Annotated in this window: 15 protein-coding genes and 1 tRNA gene; 10 read left to right on the top strand and 6 right to left on the bottom strand. The window is 72.2% G+C overall.

Features of this window, described 5'->3' with window-relative positions:
* Positions 1-138 precede the first annotated feature (138 nt).
* Together ACWGH0_RS33055 and ACWGH0_RS33050 are read right to left on the bottom strand one after the other, a co-directional pair.
* A complete protein-coding gene (locus ACWGH0_RS33055; protein ID WP_453407967.1) occupies positions 139-1,656 on the bottom strand; it encodes a M1 family metallopeptidase in 1,518 nt (505 codons plus the stop codon).
* A gap of 195 nt (positions 1,657-1,851) precedes the next feature.
* Entirely contained in the window at positions 1,852-2,409 is a 558-nt protein-coding gene (locus ACWGH0_RS33050) for a GlcG/HbpS family heme-binding protein (RefSeq protein WP_453407966.1), read from the bottom strand.
* Between the two features lie 548 nt (positions 2,410-2,957).
* Between ACWGH0_RS33050 and ACWGH0_RS33045 the strand changes: the two genes are divergently transcribed.
* From ACWGH0_RS33045 to ACWGH0_RS33035, 3 genes are all read left to right on the top strand, one after another.
* Positions 2,958-4,112: a sensor histidine kinase gene (locus ACWGH0_RS33045; RefSeq protein ID WP_453407968.1), complete on the top strand. Its 1,155-nt coding sequence runs from the start codon at positions 2,958-2,960 to the stop codon at positions 4,110-4,112.
* Positions 4,109-4,732, top strand: a complete 624-nt coding sequence (locus ACWGH0_RS33040) for a response regulator (RefSeq protein ID WP_453407965.1) — start codon at positions 4,109-4,111, stop codon at positions 4,730-4,732. The genes ACWGH0_RS33045 and ACWGH0_RS33040 overlap by 4 nt, the downstream gene beginning before the upstream one ends.
* Positions 4,733-4,978: 246 nt before the next feature.
* Positions 4,979-5,482, top strand: a complete 504-nt coding sequence (locus ACWGH0_RS33035) for a hypothetical protein (protein ID WP_453407964.1) — start codon at positions 4,979-4,981, stop codon at positions 5,480-5,482.
* Positions 5,483-5,634: 152 nt separating this feature from the next.
* Here the strand turns inward: ACWGH0_RS33035 and ACWGH0_RS33030 are convergent, their stop codons facing one another.
* Complete coding sequence (locus ACWGH0_RS33030) at positions 5,635-6,339, bottom strand: pentapeptide repeat-containing protein (protein ID WP_453407963.1); 705 nt, start codon at positions 6,337-6,339, stop codon at positions 5,635-5,637.
* Positions 6,340-6,463: 124 nt separating this feature from the next.
* Here ACWGH0_RS33030 and ACWGH0_RS33025 point away from each other — a divergent pair, with 124 nt between their 5' ends.
* Positions 6,464-7,684: an NAD(P)-binding protein gene (locus tag ACWGH0_RS33025; RefSeq protein ID WP_453407962.1), complete on the top strand. Its 1,221-nt coding sequence runs from the start codon at positions 6,464-6,466 to the stop codon at positions 7,682-7,684.
* Positions 7,685-7,744: 60 nt separating this feature from the next.
* Positions 7,745-8,749 carry a zinc-binding dehydrogenase gene (locus ACWGH0_RS33020; protein WP_453407961.1) on the top strand — a complete coding sequence of 335 codons (1,005 nt, stop codon included), beginning with the start codon at positions 7,745-7,747 and terminating at the stop codon, positions 8,747-8,749.
* Here ACWGH0_RS33020 and ACWGH0_RS33015 read toward each other — a convergent pair.
* Positions 8,739-9,632 carry an alpha/beta fold hydrolase gene (locus ACWGH0_RS33015; protein ID WP_453407960.1) on the bottom strand — a complete coding sequence of 298 codons (894 nt, stop codon included), beginning with the start codon at positions 9,630-9,632 and terminating at the stop codon, positions 8,739-8,741. The genes ACWGH0_RS33020 and ACWGH0_RS33015 overlap by 11 nt on opposite strands.
* Before the next feature lie 263 nt (positions 9,633-9,895).
* Between ACWGH0_RS33015 and ACWGH0_RS33010 the strand changes: the two genes are divergently transcribed.
* A complete protein-coding gene (locus ACWGH0_RS33010; RefSeq protein ID WP_453407959.1) occupies positions 9,896-11,236 on the top strand; it encodes an FG-GAP-like repeat-containing protein in 1,341 nt (446 codons plus the stop codon).
* A gap of 63 nt (positions 11,237-11,299) precedes the next feature.
* On the opposite strand, the gene ACWGH0_RS33005 is transcribed toward ACWGH0_RS33010, so the two are convergent.
* On the bottom strand, positions 11,300-11,776 hold the full coding sequence (locus ACWGH0_RS33005) for an N-acetyltransferase family protein (RefSeq protein WP_453407958.1): 477 nt from the start codon (positions 11,774-11,776) through the stop codon (positions 11,300-11,302).
* A 142-nt stretch (positions 11,777-11,918) separates the two neighbouring features.
* Here ACWGH0_RS33005 and ACWGH0_RS33000 point away from each other — a divergent pair, with 142 nt between their 5' ends.
* Positions 11,919-13,310: an NAD(P)/FAD-dependent oxidoreductase gene (locus ACWGH0_RS33000; protein ID WP_453407957.1), complete on the top strand. Its 1,392-nt coding sequence runs from the start codon at positions 11,919-11,921 to the stop codon at positions 13,308-13,310.
* A gap of 76 nt (positions 13,311-13,386) precedes the next feature.
* On the opposite strand, the gene ACWGH0_RS32995 is transcribed toward ACWGH0_RS33000, so the two are convergent.
* Positions 13,387-13,463 (bottom strand) — tRNA-Thr (locus tag ACWGH0_RS32995).
* 177 nt (positions 13,464-13,640) lie between these two features.
* On the opposite strand from ACWGH0_RS32995, the gene ACWGH0_RS32990 reads away from it, so the two are divergent.
* From ACWGH0_RS32990 to ACWGH0_RS32980, 3 genes are all read left to right on the top strand, one after another.
* On the top strand, positions 13,641-14,777 hold the full coding sequence (locus ACWGH0_RS32990; RefSeq protein WP_453407956.1) for an ABC transporter ATP-binding protein: 1,137 nt from the start codon (positions 13,641-13,643) through the stop codon (positions 14,775-14,777).
* A 217-nt stretch (positions 14,778-14,994) separates the two neighbouring features.
* The gene (locus ACWGH0_RS32985) at positions 14,995-15,414 is read left to right on the top strand and encodes a hypothetical protein (RefSeq protein WP_453407955.1); all 420 of its coding nucleotides are present in this window, start codon (positions 14,995-14,997) and stop codon (positions 15,412-15,414) included.
* Between the two features lie 39 nt (positions 15,415-15,453).
* Positions 15,454-16,179 carry a nucleotidyltransferase family protein gene (locus ACWGH0_RS32980; RefSeq protein ID WP_453407954.1) on the top strand — a complete coding sequence of 242 codons (726 nt, stop codon included), beginning with the start codon at positions 15,454-15,456 and terminating at the stop codon, positions 16,177-16,179.
* The last annotated feature ends 98 nt before the right edge of the window (positions 16,180-16,277 follow it).

Below are 16,277 nucleotides of genomic sequence, written 5' to 3'. Positions count from 1 at the left end.
AAATCGCCGCAGGCGACGCGACGCAGGAGCGCCCTTGACGCACCACCCCGGCCCACCGACCATCGAGCGCTCAGGACGGCCCGAGAACCACCCCCGGGAACCAACAAGTGGTTCCCGCCAGGGACCCAGCCCGCCCCCTCACCCCCCACCCCCGCGCGGTTTGTCCTTCCCGTACAGCCATGTGTCCCAGACCTCCCGTACCTTCCGCACCGTCTGCACGTCGTTGCCCGACTTCTTCTCGACGTACGCCGTGAAGTCGGCCGTCGACGCGTTGCCGTGGCGGTGTTCGGCGGTCCATCCCCGCACGATCGCGAAGAAGGCGGCGTCGCCGACCGCTTCGCGGACCTTGTGGATGACCATCGCGCCGCGCCCGTAGACGGGCTCGTCCGAGATATCGGCCGCCGTCGGCGGATGGGCCGGCGGGAACGCCCAGTTCGCCTTCTCGGCGAAGGCGCGCCGGAAGCTGGCGCGCACCGGAATACGCTCGACGTCCTCGGCCCACAGCCATTCCGCGTACGTCGCGAACCCCTCGTTGAGCCACATGTCCCGCCACGTTTCGGGCGTGACCGAGTTGCCGAACCACTGGTGCGCCAGCTCGTGGACGAGCAGCCCCTGGTCGGGCGCGCCGGGGAAGACGGGTTTGGTCTGCGTCTCCAGGGCGTACTCGGCGTCGTCGCCGCGCTCGACGATCGCGCCCACGGAGGTGAAGGGGTACGGGCCGAACTTCTTCGCGCTCCACTCCATCACCTCGGGGACGGTGGCCAGCACCTTCGCGCTGCTGCGGGCGACCGTCGGGTCCACGGCCGTGCGCACGGGCACGCCCGACGGTGTGCGCGAGGTCTTCATCTCGTACCGGCCGATGGCGACGGTCGCCAGGTAACTGGCCATCGGCTCGCCGTTGTGCCAGGTGTACGTGGTGCGGCCCCCACGGGTGCGTTCGCTCTTCAACTCACCGTTGGAGAGGGCTCGCAGGCCCTTGGGAACGGTGATCTCGATGTCGTACGACGCCTTGTCGCTCGGGTGGTTGTTCCCCGGGAACCAGGCCATCGACCCGCTCGGCTGGCCGAGCGCGACCGCGCCGTCCCGGGTCGTCAGCCACCCCTCCCGCGTGTCGTCGGCGTCGACGAGTGTGGCGGGGGTGCCGGTGTAGCGGACGACTGCGGTGAAGGTGTCGCCGTCGGTCAGTTCGGTGTCGGGGCGCAGCGTCAGCTCGTTGCCCGCGCGGCTCACGGCCGCCTCGGCGCCGTCCACGGTCGCGGACGTGACGTCCAGACCGTGCAGGTCGAGGTTGAAGGCGCTCAGGTCCTGGGTGGCGCGGGCGGTGATCTCTGCCGTACCCGTGAGCCGCCCGGCCGGGCCACCGGGGTCCACACGGCCGACGCGCCCCCGACCGGCGGTGCGGTCCGTGCGGTCCTCGCCGGTGGTGCGGTGCGGGGTGTAGTCGAGGGTCAGGGCGTAGTGCTGTACGTCGTATCCGCCGTTGCCGAGCCTCGGGAAGTACGGGTCGCGCACGCCCGAGGCGCCCGGCGTCCCCCGCACACCGCCGATCCCGCCGAGGCTCGTGCACGACGCCGACGTGAGTACGAGCAACGTGGCGACGGCAGCGGTGACCGCGACGGTGGGAACAGTGCGGCGTGCGCGAGTCCTTTGGTCCACACAGATGATCCTATGCACGGAATGTGCCGCCCACCCGGCGTCGCGTCCAGCGTACGGACGACACCCCATCTCGTGCCCCGGCCAGCTTCCCGTCTCGCGCGCCGCCCGACAGTCGGACGGCTCCCGGCCCCCGGGGGCCGGGAGCCGGGAGCCGGGAGGCAGTCCCGCGCGGGACCCGGCCCGCCCCCGTCCGCCCTACTTGCCCAGCGCTGCGACGCCGGCCTGTGCGAACTTCTCGTCCAGGTCGCCACTCGGCGCCCCGGCCACACCGATGCCCGCGATCGGAGCGCCCTTGACCTGCACAGGGGTGCCGCCGCCGAGGAACAGCGTGCCGGGGATGTCCTTCAGGTTCGGGGCCTGGGCCAGGCGCTTGGCCAGCTCGGAGGTGGGCGCGTTCCAGGAAACGGCGGTGAACGCCTTGCGCTCGGCGGACTCGTACGACTGCGGACCGGCGCCGTCGCCGCGCAGCGTGACGATCGTGTTGCCGTTGCGATCGACCACGGCGACGGTGATGCGCTGGTTCTCGTTCTCGGCGGCGTCCAGGGCGGCCTGCGCGGCCTCGGTCGCGGCGGCGACGGTCAGGTGGGTGGTCTGCTGGAGGTCCTTGTTCGCCGGGTCGGCCTTGGCGGCGACCGCCGGGGCGGCGGCGGGCTCGGTGGCATTGGCGGACAGTGCGCCGAACGTGCCGGCGCTGAGGGCCGCTGCGGCGACGGCGCCGGTGAGGACGCGGGTGCGGAACGAGAGCTTCTGCATGGCGGTACTCCTGGGAAGTTGTTGCCGAGTTCGGGAGATCGGGAGTTCGGGCTCGGAGCCGGAGTTCCGGAGTTCCGGAGTTCCGGAGTTCGGAAGTTCCGGAGTTCGGGTCGTCGAGCGCGGGACGGGCTTCGGTCGTGTGCCGCGTCCGTTCGGCTCTGTCATCGATCCTCCGGCCGTTTACGGGCCCGTGGCGTCGGCGTACCGGCTCGGTAAGGCGTGCGGGTCGGCCGACCTTCCCGTCAGCCGATCGGTTGATGCGGCCCTGGTCCCACCGGGTCACCATGGGGACGTATGCGCAGGTCGGCGCGGAGTGAACCGTGCGGCAGTGCGGCAGTGCGGCAGGACCAGACCAGGAGGACGGGCGAACGGTGCCACAGGAGCGGGACCAGGAACGGGATCGGGAAAGAGACCAGGAGCGGGACCAGGAACGGGAGCAGGGCCAGGAGCACGACCAAGCGCAGGCCCAGGGCGGTGAGGGCGGCGAAAGCGGCGCGCGGGAGCGGTCCCGGCAGCCGGATCCTGACGCGCGCTGGCTCGCCCCCGTGATGCACGTAGCGTTCTTCCTGCTGCTCGGCGCCTCGCTCACCCGGTTCCTGCTGCGGCACCCCGGCGAGGTCCGCACCCCGTGGATCATCGCGCTGAGCATCACGCTTGCGCTGCTGTACGTACTCGGCCCGGTGCTCGGACCGGTGCTCGGTCCCGCCGCCCCCGCGGCGGCCCGCCCGGCGCCCCGGCGGCTGGTCTGGCTGGGCGGGGTCGTGGCCGTCTGGATGGTGCTCGTGGTTCTCGCGCCGAGCTTCGCGTGGTGCGCGGTGCCGCTCTTCTACACCGGGCTGCGCACGCTTCCGTCCCGCGCGGCGCTCGTCCTGGTGGGGGTGCTCACCACGTTCGTCGTCGCCGCGCAGCTCCAGCTCTCGCGCGGCGGCTTCGACCCCAACCTAGTGCTGGCCCCGCCTGCCGTGGCAGCGGTCGCGACGGCCGTCTTCCTCCACATGCAGCGGCAGGCCGCGCGGCAGCGGGCGCTGATCGACGATCTGATCCGTACGCGCCGCGAGCTGGCCGCGACCGAGCGGCGCGAGGGCACGCTCGCCGAGCGCCAGCGGCTGTCCATGGAGATCCACGACACGCTGGCGCAGGGGCTGTCCAGCCAGCAGATGCTGCTCCAGGCGGCGGAGCGGCAGTGGGACGCGGACCTGGGGACGGCCCGCCGCCATGTACGTACGGCCGAGTCCATCGCGGAACGCAACCTCGCGGAGGCGCGCCGCTTCGTCCACGACCTGGCCCCCGCCGACCTGGCCGAGGGCGGCAGCCTGGAGGAGGCGCTCCGGATGCTCGCCGCGCGGGAGTCGGCGGCGTTCCGGGTGGACGGGGCTCCTGCGGGCGGCCTGCCGGACCGGGTCCAGTCGGCGCTGCTGCGGATCGCGCAGGGAGCGCTGGCGAACGTACGCGAGCACGCGCACGCGCGGGCGGCCGCCCTGACGCTCACCTATCTGGGCGACCAGGTGGTGCTGGACATCGCCGACGACGGCACGGGCTTCGGCCCCGACGACGTGCCGTCGGCCCCTTCCGGCGTACGCGGCCACGGCCTGCCCGCGATCCGCGCCCGGGTGCGCCAGCTCGGCGGCACCCTCACGATCGAGTCGGCCCCCGGCGAGGGCACCGTGCTCTCCGCCGCGATCCCCCTGGAGCCCCCTTCATGAGTCCGGTACGGATCCTGCTCTGCGACGACCACGCGGTCGTGCGCGCCGGCCTGCTCGCCCTGCTGGGCAGCGAACCGGACATCGAGGTCGTCGGGGAGGCCGGCAGCGGCGAGGAGGCGGTGGCGCTTGCGGCGAAGCTCGGCCCGGACGTGGTGCTGATGGACCTCCAGCTGGGCGCGGGCATCGACGGCGTGGAGGCCACCCGCCGCATCGCCCCGACCGGGGTGCATGTGCTGGTCCTCACCACGTACGACACGGACGCGGACATCACGCGGGCGATCGAGGCCGGGGCGACGGGCTATCTGCTCAAGGCCGAGCGCCCGGAGGAGCTCTTCTCCGCGATCCGTTCGGCCGCCCAGGGACGTACGACGCTGTCCGCGCCCGTCGCCAGCCGGGTCATGGACCGCATGCGGGGCGCGGCCCGCCCAGCGCTCACGGAACGGGAGACCGACATCCTGGGGCAGCTCGCGCAGGGGCTGGGCAACCGGGAGATCGCCCGCGCGCTGTTCATCAGCGAGGCGACGGTGAAGACCCACCTGGGCCGCATCTACGCCAAGCTGGGCGTGGACACGAGGTCGGGCGCGGTGGCGGTGGCGAAGGAACAGCGCCTGCTGTCCTGACCTGTGCCCCGGTATGCAGGCCACCCCGCCTTCGTACGGAGATCCCCGCCCGCCGGTACGGAGATCCCCGCCCGCCCGTACGGACGTCCCCGCCCGCTCGTACGGACTTCCCCTCACCGTACGAAGGCCCAACCGCCCGTGCGCAGGCCCCCGCCCGCCCGTACGCCCTCCCCCGCCCGCCGCGCACCCCGTCGGCGTTCACTCGAACGTGCGGGCGGCCCTCCCGGCCGTGACACCATCGACTACGTGCTCGACATCGGCTACTCCCTCTCCCGCCGCTTCCCGGACCCCCCGCAGACCGACTACCGGCGCGCCGGCGTCCACGATCTGCGGCACGACCTGTTCTGCGGGGACGTGTATCTCGCGGACACCAAGGCGGACCGGGAGGTGTCCACAGCCTGGGGATGGGTCCCGGTGCTCGACTTCGCGTGGGCGCTGTGCGACATCGTGGAGCAGCTCGACCAGGACCCGCGCGGCAGCCGCTCCGCGAAGCCGCAGTTCGCGGAGCTGGACTTCACCGAGTCGACGGACCGGATGCTCTTCGAGCGCCGCTTCGGCTGGGTCGACATCGCGGCCGACTGGATGCCCGTGGAGGAGCCGCCGATCACCTTCAGCCACCGGCTGCTGCGCCGCGAGGCCCGCGACTTCCTGCACGACCTCATCGCGGACCTCACCGACATGCACGACGGGCTCGCCGACAACCCGGCGATCTGGGACCTCCAGGCCCGCTTCCCCCGCATGCCCGCCTAGTCACCAATCCCCGCCGCGCCCGGGGAGTCCCCGGGCACGCCCGCCCGCGCCCGCGGGAGTCCTCGCACGCCCGCACAGGCGTACCGCTCGCCCCCTCCCCCGCGCTCCCGAGCCACCTCCCCCACGCTCCGAGCCCTTCTCCCCCGCCCCCCTTAATCCCCCGCGCTCTCCACCCGCACCCCGATCTGCGCCGCGAACGCCGGCGCCAGTTCCAGCAGCTGGGAGGGGCTGATCACCGAGCCAGCCAGCCGGTCCACGCCCCGCGCGACGTCCAGCTCCGCGACCGTGCGCAGGTCCACGTCCGTCATCGAGACCGCGTCGAAGTCCACCCGCCGCAGCACGCAGTCGCGGAACTCCACCCGCTCCAGGCGCGCCCCGCCGAAGTCGGGCTCGACCAGTACGCACCCCTCGAAGACCACGTCCTTCAGGCGGGCCCGGCGCAGGTTCAGGTAGTCGATCTTCCCGCCGCGCACCAGCACCCGCTCCCAGGACGACGCGTGCAGCTGGACCCTGCCCAGGCGGGCGTCGACCACCTCCACGTCGCGCAGCGCCGCCTCGGCCAGATCGGCGCCCACGCCCCGCACCCCGTCCAGCACCGAGTCGATGAAGCGCGCCCGGCCCAGCCGCGTCTCGTCGAGCGCCACTCCGTACAGCCCGCAGTCCAGGAAGCGCGCGCCGCGCGCCTCGTGGGCGCTCAGGTCAAGGTCGCGGAACTCCAGACCGTCGTAGTCGCCCTCGGCTTCCAGCAGCTCACCGGCGCCGAACGGCGTTAGCGGCGGCAGCCGCACCTGCGGGCGCCGGACGGGGCGGACGGCCCGGGTCTGCCTCGTACTCGCGGTGTTCGTGTTCCGTGCCATGCCCCCATGCTGGACCACCCCACTGACAATCCCCCGGCCGTCGTCCGCGCCCTGATGTCACATCCGGGACCCCGCCGTCCGTCACCCCTGTGACAGCGATCCACGACGGCAAGGAGACCGGAAGATGCGGCACCACATCACTGTCATCGGCGGCGGTATCGCCGGCCTGACCGCGGCCGTGACGGCGGCCGAGTCCGGCAGCGCGGTGACCCTGTACGAGGCACACCACACCCTCGGCGGCCGGGCCCGCACCGCCGAGGGCCCGTACAGGACCAACGAGGGCCCGCACGCCCTCTACAGCGGCGGCCCGCTCTGGTCGTGGCTCAAGCGGCGCGACCTGCTCGGCCCCGTCGCGACCGTGCCCCTGGTCGAAGGCGCCCGCTTCCGCTTCCACCGGGGCGGCGCCCTGCGCCGCACCCCGCCGCTCGGGCTGCTGAAGCTCGCCCTCCGTTCGCCCGCGAAGGCTCCCGTGGACGCCGACTTCCTGACCTGGGCCACCGGCGAGGTGGGCGAGGCGGACGCCCGCGCGGCGGCGCACTTCACCGGCGTCGCGTTCTTCCACCACGACCCCGGCTCCCTCTCCGCCCGCTTCGTCCAGGAGCGGCTGCGCCGCCTCGTCGCGGTCCCGCCGGAGGCGCGCTACCCGCGCGGCGGCTGGGCGTCCGTCATCGACCGCATGGCGGCGCGGGCCTGGAACCTCGGCGTACGGATCGAGACCACCGAGCGGATCACCGCCCTTCCGGAGGCCGGCGGTCCGGTGATCGTCGCCACGTCGCTGCAGGCGGCCCGGCGGCTGCTGGGCGACGACACGCTGGTCTGGGAGAGCGGACGTACGGTCCTGCTCGATCTGGCCGTCAGGACGCGCAGGGGCGACCCGTTCGTCGTGTCCGACCTGGAATCGCCCGGCTGGATCGAACGGTTCACCGTCCAGGACCCCTCGCTCGCCCCCGCAGGAGAACAGCTCATCCAGAGCCAGTTCCCCCTTGCCCCCGGCGAGTCCCGCGCGGACGGCGTCGCACGCGCCGAGCGTCTGCTCGACCTCGGCTTCTCCGGCTGGCGTGAGCGCACCACCTGGCGGCGGGAGGCCATGGCCGCGGGCCGTACGGGCGCGCTCGACCGGCCGGGCACCACCTGGCGCGACCGACCCGCGGTCAACCGGGGCGGCGGTGTGTTCCTCGCGGGCGACCAGGTCGCGGCGCCGGGCCTGCTGGCCGAGGTGTCGTTCAACAGCGCCCTGGAGGCGGCGACCCTGGCACTGCGGACCACGACGACCACCCGCGGCACAGCACACGCCGGACGCGGCGGACCGACGGGCCGTGACGGGCTTGACCTCAACCGCGCTTGAGGCAGGAGCCTGGGCCCGGTCGCAGCTCAGGAACCCCCGACGACGACACAGGAGCCCGCCATGCACGCCGTCCGCCTCCACGCCTTCGGCCCCGCCGAGAACCTCACGTACGAGCGGACCGAGGACCCCGTCCCCGGCCCCGGCCAGGTCCGCGTCGCCGTGGCGGCGGCCGGTGTGCACCTCCTCGACACCGCCCTGCGCGAGGGCATGACGGGCCCCTTCCCGGCTCCGGCCGAGATGCCCACGATCCCCGGCCGCGAGGTCGCCGGCACGGTCGATACGCTGGGTGAGGGGACCGACCCGTCGTGGCTCGGCAAACGCGTCGTCGTGCACCTCGGCATGCACCCCGGGGGATACGCCGAACTCGCGGTCACCGACGCGGAGCGCCTCCAGGAGATTCCGGGCAACCTCGACGAGGCGCAGGCCGTCGCCATGATCGGCACGGGCCGCACCACCATGGGCATCCTCCAGTTCACCGAGGTGTCGGCCGACACCGTGGCCGTCGTCCCGGCCGCCGCCGGTGGCATCGGCACGCTCCTCGTGCAGTACGTGAAGAACGCCGGAGGCACCGTCGTCGGTCTGGCCGGCGGCCCCGCCAAGGTCGCCCGCGTGCGGGAGAACGGCGCGGACCTGGCCGTCGACTACACGCGGCCGGACTGGCCGCAGCGGGTACGCGCGTTCCTGGGCGACGGCGCGGCCACCGTCGTCTTCGACTCGGTCGGCGGCGACACCGGCCGCGCGGCCGTCGACCTCCTCGGCAGGGGCGGCCGGCACCTCGTCTTCGGCTGGTCGTCGGACGGCCTGCGCGACGGCTCCCCGCTGACGTTCACCGACGAGGAACTGGCCGAGCGCGGCATCACCTCCGAGGGCGTACTCGGCCCGGCGATGCTCGCCAGGGCCGGCGGCCCCAACCCCGTACGCACTCTGGAGAACCACGCCCTGGCCGAGGCGGCCGCCGGCCGCCTGACCCCGGCGGTGCAGCGCTACCCCCTGTCCGAAGCGGCGGCGGCCCACTTGGCCCTGGAGACACGCGGCACGATGGGCAAGGTCGTCCTCATACCGTAGAACGCGCTTCTCCCTGTCCCACCCCGCGCAGGAACTCCCTTACCAGCGCGGCGATTTCGTCCCCGTGCGTCTCCAGGGCGAAGTGCCCCGCTTCGAGCAGGTGGATCCGGGCGTCCGGCAGGTCCCTGGCGAACGCCTCCGCGCCCGCCGCCCCGAAGATCTCGTCGTTGCGGCCCCAGGCGACGAGGGCCGGCGGGCGGTGGGTGCGGAAGTACTCCTGGAAGGCCGGGTAGTGGTCGATGTTGAACTGGTAGTCCCAGAAGAGCTGGAGCTGGATCTCCTTGTTCCCCGGCCGGTCGAGTCCGGCCTGGTCCAGCGTCCACGTCTCGGGAGCGATCCGGCCGAGGCGGTCCGCCGGCACCCCGTGCTCGTACTGCCATCGCGTCGCCCCGGCGGTCAGCAGCTCGCGCACGGCGGGCTCGTGCGCCGCGCGGTCCTTGGCGTGCGCGAACAGCACGTCCCAGAAGGGCGTGAAGCCCTCCGTGTACGCGTTGCCGCTCTGGCTGATCAGCGCGGTGACCCGCCCCGGGTCCCGGCCGGCGATGCGCAGGCCGATCGGCGCCCCGTAGTCGTGGAGGTAGAGCGCGAACCTGCCGATGCCGAGCTTGTCGAGCAGCGCGAGCGTGACCTCGGTCAGCCTGTCGAAGCTGTACGGGAACGCGTCGGCGCCCGGCGCCGCCGAGTGGCCGAAGCCGATGTGGTCGGGGGCGACGAGGTGGAACTCGTCGGCGAGTTCGGCCAGCAGACCCCGGTACATGTGCGAACTCGACGGAAAGCCGTGCAGGAGCACGAGGGTGGGCCGGGACGGGTCGCCCGCCTCGCGGTAGAAGACTTCGAGTCCGTCGACCTCGACGGTGCGGTGCCGCGTACCGAACACAGACACAACTGCCCCCAGGAGATGGCTCAGAACCGGGAGAACGATCGTTCTCACGGTGTGCCGCAACCGTACGAGAACGCTGGTTCTCCACGCAAGGGGAATCGAAGAGCACCTGGAGAACATCCGGAGCGCACGCCCCGCCGCCGCATCCCGCGAGGACCGCCGTACAACCCCGGGCCCCCGTCGGCCGTCTCCAGTTCGTGCACCGCCTCGCGCCCCGCGGACCACTCCCGGCGGACGGGCGGTCGAAAGAACCTCAGGAGACATTCATGCGCATGCGCCATGCCGTCGGCGCGGCACTTCTCGTGGCGTCCGTCGTCCCGGTCGTCACGGCCGCCCCCGCGTCGGCTGCCGCCGCCAAGTACGCCGACGACTTCAACGGTGACGGCTACCGCGACTACGCCACCTACACGTTCCGCGCGAACAACGGCGGCGGCGTCCTCATCACCTTCGGCACCGCGGCCGGTCCCGGCACCCGCACCCAGCTCATCACCCAGTCGAGCCCCGGCGTCCCCGGCACGGACGAGACCGACGACATGTTCGGCGACACGCGGGCCGCCGCCGACTTCAACGCCGACGGTTACGCCGACCTGGCGGTCAACACGTACGGGGAGGACGTCGACGGGCGCGAGGACCAGGGCGCCGTCACCGTCCTGTGGGGCAGCGCGGCCGGCCTCGACGGAGGCACCAGCATCCCCAACATGGGCGCGAAGGTCGCCGACGGCCGCTTCGGCGTGGGCCTGGCCGCCGGAGACTTCAACGGCGACGGCAAGAAGGACCTCGCCGCCACCAGCGCCGGCAAGACCTACGTCTACCGCGGCGCCCTCACCCGCTCGGGCGTGGCCGGCACCGTGTCCGCCCTCGCCAAGTCGGGTTTCTCCGCCCGGTTCCTGACCGCCGGCAGGATGAACGGCGACTCCAGCACCGACCTGGTGGTCACCGGTCTCAACAACGTCGACTTCGGCACCGACGCCTGGTTCGTCAAGGGCGGCTCCACGCCGGCTTCGGGCAGGACCCTGCGCCTGGTGACCCACTACGGCGACCCCCGCCCGGGCGTCATCGCGGACTTCAACAAGGACGGCTACGGCGACTTCGCGGCCGGCACGCAGATGTACGGCGGCGACAAGGGCAGCGTGTCGCTCTGGTACGGCTCGTCCACCGGCCCCGCCACCACCGCCCGCATCACCCAGGCGACCACCGGCGTCTCCGGCACCCCCGAGACCGGCGACCGCTTCGGCAGTTCCGTCTCGGCCGCCGACATCGACCGCGACGGCTACAAGGACCTCGCGATCGGCGTCCCCGGCGAGAAGCTGGGCGACCACGCGGACGCCGGAGGCGTACACGTGCTGAAGGGCGGCGCGAGCGGCATCACCGGCACCGGCTCCCAGTGGATCGCCCGCGACACCGCCGGCGTACCCGGCGACGTGGCGTGGAACGACAACTTCGGCGACACCGTCCGCCTGCGCGACACCGACCGCGACGGATACGCCGACCTGTACGCCATCGGCATCGCGGCCGACTCGCTGCGCCTCCCCGGCACGGCGTCCGGCATCACCACGACGGGCATCACGGCGGCGGACGCCACCGTCGTCGAAGGCATGCTCCAGTAGCAGCCGGAGCCCGCGTACGACCGGCCGTCCGTCACCCCGTGAAGGACGGCCGGGACGCGCGGCCTACTCCCCCGACCCCAAGCGCACCAGCGCCTCGTCCGTCAGCCGGTTCACCGTCCACTCCGACATCGGCACCGCTCCGAGCGAGTGGTAGAACGCGATGGCGGGTTCGTTCCAGTCCAGTACGGACCACTCCAGGCGCTCGTACCCCCGCTGCACACAGATCCCCGCCAGCTCCGACAACAGCGCCCTGCCGTGCCCGCCGCCCCGCTGCGACGGCCGCACGTACAGGTCCTCCAGGTAGATGCCGTGCACCCCGCGCCACGTCGAGAAGTTCAGGAACCACAGCGCGAACCCGACCGGCTCGCCCTCCTCGTTCTCCGCGATGTGCGCGTACGCCGCCGGACGTTCACCGAACAGCGCCTCGCGCAACTGCTCCGGCGTGGCGCGCACCTCGTGCGCGGCCTTCTCGTACTCCGCGAGTTCGCGGACCATCTCGTGGATGACGGGGACATCGGCAGGCGTGGCGATACGAATCATCCCCGCAGCGTAGGCAATGCCCCCACGGCCTCCACCGGCCCCCCACCACCGCACCCCCACCCCGCCGTTGCCGCACACCACCCCCGCCCGCTACCGTCCGGCCACCACCACCGAGCAGCAGCGAAACGAACGCAGGGGCATCATGAGCACCGTCAACGGCGGCATCTCCTACTGGTACGCGAACGAAGGCATACCCGACCCCCGTGAGCCGCTGCCCGGCGACACGACGGCCGACGTCTGCATCGTCGGCGGCGGCTACACCGGCCTGTGGACGGCGTACTACCTGAAGAAGGCCGTCCCCTTCCTCAACATCACCGTCCTGGAAGCGAAGTTCTGCGGCTACGGCGCCTCCGGCCGCAACGGCGGCTGGCTCTACAACGGCATCGCCGGCCGCGACCGCTACGCCAAGCTGCACGGCCACGACGCCGCCGTCCGCCTCCAGCAGGCCATGAACGACACCGTCACCGAGGTCATCAGCACCGCCGCCGCCGAGAACATCGACGCCGACATCCACCACGGCGGCGTACTGGAAGTCGCCCGCACCCCGGCCCAACTGGCTCGCCTCAAGCACTTCCACGCCGCCGGGATCGCGTTCGGCGAGAAGGAACGCACTCTGCACGGCGCCCGTGAGACCGGCGAGCGCGTCCGCGTGACCGGCGCCGTCGGCTCCACCTGGACCCCGCACGGCGCCCGCCTGCACCCCGTCAAGCTCCTCAAGGGCCTGGCGGCGGCGGTCGAGAAGCTCGGAGTGACCATCCACGAGTCGACGCCCGTCACGGAGATCAAGCCCAAGCACGCCGTCACGCCCTACGGCACGGTCCGCGCCCCGTACATCCTGCGCTGCACCGAGGGCTTCACCGCCGGACTCAAGGGCCAGCGCCGCACCTGGCTGCCCATGAACTCCTCGATGATCGTCACCGACCCCCTGCCCGCCTCGGTCTGGGAGAGCATCGGCTGGGACGGCCGCGAGACCCTCGGCGACACGGCCCACGCCTACATGTACGCCCAGCGCACCGCCGACGACCGCATCGCACTCGGCGGCCGCGGCGTCCCGTACCGCTACGGCTCGCGCATCGACGATGACGGCCGCACCCGGCCCGCCACCATCGAGGCCCTGCGCGAGATCCTCGTCCGCTTCTTCCCCACCGCCGCAGGCGTCCCCATCGCCCACGCCTGGTCCGGCGTCCTGGGCGTACCCCGCGACTGGTGCTCGACCGTCGCCCTCGACCGCTCCACGGGCATTGGCTGGGCGGGCGGCTACGTCGGCAGCGGCGTGGCCACGACGAACCTCGCCGCCCGCACCCTGCGCGACCTGATCCAGCAGGACTCAGGCCAGGGCGGCCCCACCGACCTCACCACGCTCCCCTGGGTCAACCACAAGGTCCGCAAGTGGGAGCCCGAGCCCTTCCGCTGGCTCGGCGTCCAGACCATGTACGCCGCCTACCGCACGGCGGACCGCCGGGAGGCGTCGGGCCGTACGGCCGAAACGGACCCGGTCGCCCGCTGCGCCGACCGCATCGCCGGCCGCCACTGAACCGGGCGGCCCCGACGGGCCGCCCCCTGGACGGCAACCAGAAAAGCCCAGGTCGCATGTGCTGCGACCTGGGCCGTGGAGCCCCCTGTCGGATTCGAACCGACGACCTACGCATTACAAGTGCGTTGCTCTGGCCAGCTGAGCTAAGGAGGCGTACCGGAGCAGTGTAACCAAACCGGATCCGGTGCCCGCCGGGAATTCGATCAGCCCCCGGCTACTGACAGAACCGTTTCCGCCAGGTACCGTCACGGCAGGTCCACAGCTGTGGACTACACCACTCCCTTACTCGGATCGTCCGGCACGTTCCTGCCGGTGAAGGAGAACATCACCATGGCCACTGTCACGTTCGACAAGGCGACCCGGATCTACCCGGGCTCCACCAAGCCCGCCGTCGACCAGCTCGACATCGAGATCGAGGACGGCGAGTTCCTCGTCCTCGTCGGACCCTCCGGCTGCGGCAAGTCGACCTCCCTGCGCATGCTCGCGGGTCTCGAGGACGTCAACGGCGGCGCCATCCGCATCGGTGAGCGCGACGTCACGCACCTGCCGCCGAAGGACCGGGACATCGCCATGGTGTTCCAGAACTACGCGCTGTACCCGCACATGTCCGTCGCCGACAACATGGGCTTCGCCCTGAAGATCGCCGGCGTGAACAAGAGCGAAATCCGCAAGAAGGTCGAAGAGGCCGCGAAGATCCTCGACCTCACCGAGTACCTGGACCGCAAGCCCAAGGCCCTGTCCGGCGGCCAGCGCCAGCGGGTCGCCATGGGCCGCGCCATCGTGCGCGAGCCGCAGGTCTTCCTCATGGACGAGCCGCTGTCGAACCTCGACGCCAAGCTCCGCGTCTCGACCCGTACGCAGATCGCGTCGCTCCAGCGCCGTCTCGGCATCACCACCGTGTACGTCACGCACGACCAGGTCGAGGCCATGACGATGGGCGACCGGGTCGCCGTACTGAAAGACGGCCTGCTCCAGCAGGTCGACTCGCCCCGCAACATGTACGACCGCCCCGCGAACCTCTTCGTCGCCGGCTTCATCGGCTCGCCCGCCATGAACCTCGTCGAGGTCCCGATCACGGACGGCGGCGTGAAGTTCGGCAACAGCGTCGTCCCGATCTCCCGCGAGGCGCTCTCCGCCGCCGCCGACCGCGGCGACACGACCGTCACCGTCGGCGTCCGCCCCGAGCACTTCGACATCGTCGAGCAGAACGCCGCCGCCGCGGCCTCGCTCACCAAGACCGCCGACGACGCGCCGGCCGGTCTGGCCGTCACCGTCAACGTCGTCGAGGAGCTCGGCGCCGACGGCTACGTGTACGGCAGCGCGCAGGTCGGCGGCGGGCACCAGGAGCTGGTGGTCCGCGTGAACGGCCGCGCCGTGCCGGACAAGGGCAGCGAGCTGCACGTCGTGCCGCGCGCCGGCGAGACGCACGTCTTCTCCACCTCCACCGGCGAGCGCCTCAGCGACTGACGCCGGCACCGGAACCGGGACGAACGAAGGGCCCCGCGCCTCGGCGCGGGGCCCTTCGCATGTTTCGGCAGAGGCGCGGGGTGTCGACAAATACCCCGGCAGAACGGTCATTTCGAACTCTGTTCGTCAACACCCAATTCGAAAAATGACATCGAACCATCCCCCGCAAGGGTGACTAAATGTCGCCAAATCATTACTGGCCGCTACGCTCACTCGCGTGACCCACACAGCCCGCCGAATCGGCCGCAGTCTCGCTCTCGTCCTGCCCGTCGTCCTGGTGCTCTCCGGGACCCTGGCGGTGGCCAACGTCCCGTGGTCCACCACCAGCGGACCCGAGGCGCAGGTCCTGACCGCGTCATCCGAGAAGGTAAACGTACGCGCCAAGTCCCGCGCTCCGCAGGACATTCTGCGCGACAAGCTCCTTCTGGAGCTCCAGGAGAAGGACCCGGGCGTCGCGCTCACGCACCTCCAGCGCGAGGTCGAGCGCCGGCCCTCGCTCGCCCAGCACTGCATGTCCATCGCCCGCGCGCTCGGCCGCGCCGCGGTGAAGCAGTACGGTCCGACGCAGGCGCAGTCGTTCTCCCGGCCCGTCTGCGACACGTCCTTCGCCTCGGGCGTCGCCCAGCAGACCGGCTGATCGGGGGCCGACGGCGTCCTGCCGCATATCGTGCCCCGTATGACCCGTACGACGACGTATCCGACGCAGGCCGTGGTCCTGGCAGGCGGCCAGGGCTCGCGACTGCGCCCGTACACCGACGACCGCCCCAAGCCGATGGTCGAGATCCCGGGAACCGGGACCCCGATCATCGGCCATCAGCTTTCCTGGCTCGCGGCCGAGGGCGTGACCGACGCCGTCGTCTCCTGCGGCCATCTCGCCGGCGTGCTCCAGGAGTGGCTGGAGACCGCCGACCTGCCGCTGCGCGTCACCACCGTGGTGGAGAGCGAGCCGCTGGGCCGCGGCGGCGGCCTCAAGTACGCCGCCGCGCACCTCCCGGACCCCGCCAGCCCCTGGTACGCGACCAACGGGGACATCTGGACGCGCTTCTCCCTCCGGGAGATGGCCGCCTTCCACGCCGAGCGCGACGCGGCCGCGACCCTGGCCCTGGCCCGCCCCCGGATCCCGTGGGGCGCCGTCGAGACGGACACCTTCGGCCACATCACGGACTTCATCGAGTCGCCCCCGTCGCCCTACCTGATCAACGCGGGCGTGTACGTCTTCTCAGCGGCCTTCAGAGAGCTTCTCCCGGACCTGGGCGACCACGAACGCACCACGTTCCCCCGGCTGGCGCGAGAACGCCGTCTGGCGGGCTTCCCGCTGCCGCAGGGGGCGTACTGGCGGGCCATCGACACCGCCAAGGACCTGAGCGAGGCCGCCAAGGAGCTCGCGGCAGCCCGCGGCTGACCGGGCCGGGGCCTCCGGGCCTGACGCGCCCCGGCCCGACTGCCTCGCCCGTACCGCCGACCGGTCACGGCGAAGGGCCCGGCGCACGGGATGTGCGC

Source organism: Streptomyces sp. NPDC054887 (assembly GCF_053610585.1).
This window is presented reverse-complemented; position numbering and strand designations above follow the sequence as displayed.

Excerpts from the sequence above, each read along its gene's own strand:
- ACWGH0_RS33050 (WP_453407966.1), bottom strand. The coding sequence starts at position 2,409 with ATGCAGAAGCTCTCGTTCCGCACCCGCGTCCTCACCGGCGCCGTCGCC.
- ACWGH0_RS33045 (WP_453407968.1), top strand. The coding sequence starts at position 2,958 with ATGCACGTAGCGTTCTTCCTGCTGCTCGGCGCCTCGCTCACCCGGTTC.
- ACWGH0_RS33040 (WP_453407965.1), top strand. The coding sequence starts at position 4,109 with ATGAGTCCGGTACGGATCCTGCTCTGCGACGACCACGCGGTCGTGCGC.
- ACWGH0_RS33030 (WP_453407963.1), bottom strand. The coding sequence starts at position 6,339 with ATGGCACGGAACACGAACACCGCGAGTACGAGGCAGACCCGGGCCGTC.
- ACWGH0_RS33025 (WP_453407962.1), top strand. The coding sequence starts at position 6,464 with ATGCGGCACCACATCACTGTCATCGGCGGCGGTATCGCCGGCCTGACC.
- ACWGH0_RS33020 (WP_453407961.1), top strand. The coding sequence starts at position 7,745 with ATGCACGCCGTCCGCCTCCACGCCTTCGGCCCCGCCGAGAACCTCACG.
- ACWGH0_RS33010 (WP_453407959.1), top strand. The coding sequence starts at position 9,896 with ATGCGCATGCGCCATGCCGTCGGCGCGGCACTTCTCGTGGCGTCCGTC.
- ACWGH0_RS33005 (WP_453407958.1), bottom strand. The coding sequence starts at position 11,776 with ATGATTCGTATCGCCACGCCTGCCGATGTCCCCGTCATCCACGAGATG.
- ACWGH0_RS33000 (WP_453407957.1), top strand. The coding sequence starts at position 11,919 with ATGAGCACCGTCAACGGCGGCATCTCCTACTGGTACGCGAACGAAGGC.
- ACWGH0_RS32990 (WP_453407956.1), top strand. The coding sequence starts at position 13,641 with ATGGCCACTGTCACGTTCGACAAGGCGACCCGGATCTACCCGGGCTCC.
- ACWGH0_RS32980 (WP_453407954.1), top strand. The coding sequence starts at position 15,454 with ATGACCCGTACGACGACGTATCCGACGCAGGCCGTGGTCCTGGCAGGC.